4 protein-coding genes and 1 pseudogene are annotated in these 3,277 nt (G+C 64.1%); all 5 read left to right on the plus strand.

The window, feature by feature from the left end; all coding sequences use genetic code 11:
- Positions 1-210, plus strand: a 210-nt coding sequence (locus tag ACESL8_RS07185) for a hypothetical protein (protein ID WP_372917304.1), incomplete at its 5' end; no start/stop codon positions are given.
- 119 nt (positions 211-329) lie between these two features.
- A complete protein-coding gene (gene cobA / locus ACESL8_RS07190; protein ID WP_372917306.1) occupies positions 330-1,100 on the plus strand; it encodes a uroporphyrinogen-III C-methyltransferase in 771 nt (256 codons plus the stop codon).
- Entirely contained in the window at positions 1,085-1,372 is a 288-nt protein-coding gene (locus ACESL8_RS07195; RefSeq protein ID WP_372917308.1) for a DUF2849 domain-containing protein, read from the plus strand. Before cobA ends, ACESL8_RS07195 begins: the two co-directional genes overlap by 16 nt.
- On the plus strand, positions 1,372-3,012 hold the full coding sequence (locus ACESL8_RS07200; RefSeq protein ID WP_372917310.1) for a nitrite/sulfite reductase: 1,641 nt from the start codon (positions 1,372-1,374) through the stop codon (positions 3,010-3,012). The genes ACESL8_RS07195 and ACESL8_RS07200 overlap by 1 nt, the downstream gene beginning before the upstream one ends.
- 35 nt (positions 3,013-3,047) lie before the next feature.
- Positions 3,048-3,277 (plus strand): annotated as a pseudogene (locus tag ACESL8_RS07205) (oxidoreductase); the annotation flags it as partial.

The raw sequence follows: 3,277 nt of genomic DNA on the forward strand, positions 1-3,277 counted from the left end.
GAAGCCGCGCCCGCACCGGAGCCGATCGCCGCGGTGGTCGCCGAACCGGCAGCTGCCAAGCCCAGGCGCAGCCGCGCCAAAAAGGCCGAAACCCCGGCTGCTGAAGCGGCCACTGTGCCGGAAACCCAAGCTGCACCGGCCGAGGTGTCCGATCCGGACGCCGCTGCCGCATCGCCGCGCAAGGGCTGGTGGCAGCGCACCTTTGGTTGATCGGCCGGGTGGTTGATCTGTTGATTGGCCGGGCGGCTGCGCTGATGCACAACCAAAGCTAGGCCCGCCCAAAGAAAGCCGTGCTCCCCCGGTGCCGTAATTTGCGGCACTGGGGGAGCATGGATTTTTACCCCAACTCTGGCTGCATCCTGCTGGTGGGCGCCGGCCCCGGCGCGGCTGATCTGCTCACGCTGCGCGCCGCGCGCGCGCTCGCCGCCGCCGATGTCGTGGTGCACGACGGGCTGGTGGGGGACGAGGTGATGGCGCTGATCCCGGCCCACGCCTGCCGTATTTCGGTGGCCAAGCGCCGCGCCCGCCACACGCTGCGCCAGGATGCCATCGGCGAATTACTGGTTGCGCAAGCCCGCGCCGGCCACACGGTGGTGCGGCTGAAGGGCGGCGATCCCTTCATCTTCGGCCGTGGCGGCGAGGAAGTGGACGCCGCGCTTGCCGCCGGCATTCCCGTCGTTGTGATTCCCGGCATTTCTGCTGCCAACGGTGCTGCTGCGTCGCTGCTGATGCCGCTTACCCACCGCGATCATGCCTCGATGGTCAGCTTCGTTGCCGGCGAATGCCGCGGCCTGGCGGAGCAGAATTGGGCCGGGCTTGCTGGCAAGGGACGCACCCTCGTCATCTACATGGGTCTCGCCGGGGCTGCGCCGATTGCTGAAAAACTGATGGCAGACGGCCTTGCCCCCGATACGCCGGTGGCCGTTGTCGAGCGCGCCACCCAGGCAAACGAGCGCCTCGTCACGTCGCTGCTGGCCGATCTGGCCGGGCTGGTGGCGCGCGAAGCCATCGCTTCGCCTGCTCTCATCATTGTCGGCAATGTGGCTGCCTTACCGGCAGCACGCGCCCTCGCCAAGGAAACCGCATGCCTCGCGTCCTGACTGGAAACCGCCTCGAAACAGGCGATGTGCTGTGGTGGACAGGCAGCGACTGGAGCACTGCCATCCGCGACGCCGCCGAAATTGGCACTGAAGGCGACGCGCTGTTGGCGCGTTTGATTGCAGCCGAGCGTATCAACGATCCGCAGCTTGTGGATGTGACCGGCGCGCCGGGCACCTGGTTGCCCACCACCACCCGCCAGCGCGTTCGCGCCGCCGGACCGAGCGTCCGCGCCGATCTGGCGCGCGGCAGCCTTTCAACGGACAGCATCTGATGTACCGCTACGACCATTATGATCAGGCCATCGTTGATGCCCGTGTTGCCGAATTCAAGGATCAGGTCGGCCGCCGGCTGCGGGGCGAAATCACCGAGGATCAATTCAAGCCGCTGCGGCTGATGAACGGGCTCTATTTGCAGCTGCACGCCTATATGCTGCGCGTCGCCATCCCCTATGGCACGCTGTCAGGCACCCAGATGCGGATGCTGGCGCATATCGCGCGCACATACGATCGCGATTATGGCCATTTCACCACGCGGCAGAACATCCAGTACAACTGGATCACGCTGGAACAGTTTTCCGATCTGCTGGACGATCTGTCGAAGGTGGAGATGCACGCCTTCCAGACCAGCGGCAATTGCATCCGCAACATCAGTTCCGATCAGTTTGCCGGCGCTGCTGCCGACGAGCTTGCCGATCCGCGGCCATATGCCGAACTGCTGCGGCAATGGTCGACGCTGCATCCGGAATTTTCGTTCCTGCCGCGCAAATTCAAGATTGCCGTGATCGCCAGTGACACCGACCGTGCCGCGATCCAGCTGCATGATATCGGCCTGCAGCTGCGCACCGACGACAGCGGTGCGCTGGGCTTTCGGGTTTATGTTGGCGGCGGCATGGGGCGCACGCCGATCATCGGCCAAGTGTTGCGCGACTTCATCCCCGTCGGGCAATACCTCAGCTACTGCGAAGCGATCCTGCGCGTGTACAACCGCCATGGCCGCCGCGACAACATCTACAAGGCGCGGATCAAGATCCTGGTCAGCGAGCTTGGTATCAGCAATTTCACCGCCCAGGTCGAAGCCGAATGGGCCGAGCTGGAACCGCTTGGCCTTGATGCACCGCGCGCCGAATATGATCGGATCATTGCCCAGTTCACAGCGCCGGCGTTTGATCAGGCAGCGCCCGATACGATCGATCTGTCAGATCCCGATTTTGCCGTGTGGGTGACGCAGAACGTTCATGCCCACAAGGCGCCGGGCTATGCCATCGCGACCATCAGCCTCAAACCAAAGGGCGGCATTCCCGGCGATGCCTCGTCGGCGCAGATGGATGTCGTCGCCGAACTGGCCGAACGCTATGCCCATGATGAAATCCGGGTGACCCACAGCCAGAATCTGGTGCTCGCGCATGTGCGAAAGTCCGATCTGTACGCCGTCTGGCAGGCGCTTGATGCGGCGGGCCTGGCCACGCCCAATCTTGATATGGTCACCGATATCATTGTCTGCCCCGGCATGGATTATTGCACATTGGCCAATGCCCGTTCGATCCCGATTGCCCAGCGCATCGCGGCCCGCTTCGAAGGCGATCTTGCCGAACAACAGGACATTGGCGAGTTGAAAGTGAAGATTTCGGGCTGCATCAACGGCTGCGGCCACCATCATGCCGGCCACATCGGCATCCTTGGCGTCGATAAAAAGGGCGAGGAAGCCTATCAATTGCTGCTTGGCGGTTCGGGCGCCGAGGATGCCAGTCTCGCCAAGATCCTGGGCCCTGGCTTTGACGAAAACGGCATCGTGGCGGCCGTGGACACGCTGATCGCCTTTTATCGCAGCGTTCGCACGGCGCCGGATGAGCGCTTCCTTGATACCTATCGCCGCCTCGGACCGGCACCGTTCAAGGCCGCGGTTTATGGTTGAGCACCTTCTTTTGCTGCCCGGAGAGGCCCAAAGCGATGGATAACCAGGACCAGCAGGCCGTTGCCGGTGCGCCGCCGCCCGCGCTTGACGACGCCCCGGCGCGGCTGCGCTTTCGCAGTGACGCGCCGTTCGAAAGCCCGATCGCGCTGCTCGCCGATTTTCTGGCCGCCGATGGCGCCGGGGCCAATTTTGCTGCCGTTCGCATTGATCCGGGCGAGGATGTGCGCACGCTGCTGCCCCATCTTGGCCGACTGAAACTCGTGGA

Origin of the sequence: Sandarakinorhabdus sp., assembly GCF_041689835.1 — a bacterium.
GTDB lineage: Bacteria > Pseudomonadota > Alphaproteobacteria > Sphingomonadales > Sphingomonadaceae > Sandarakinorhabdus.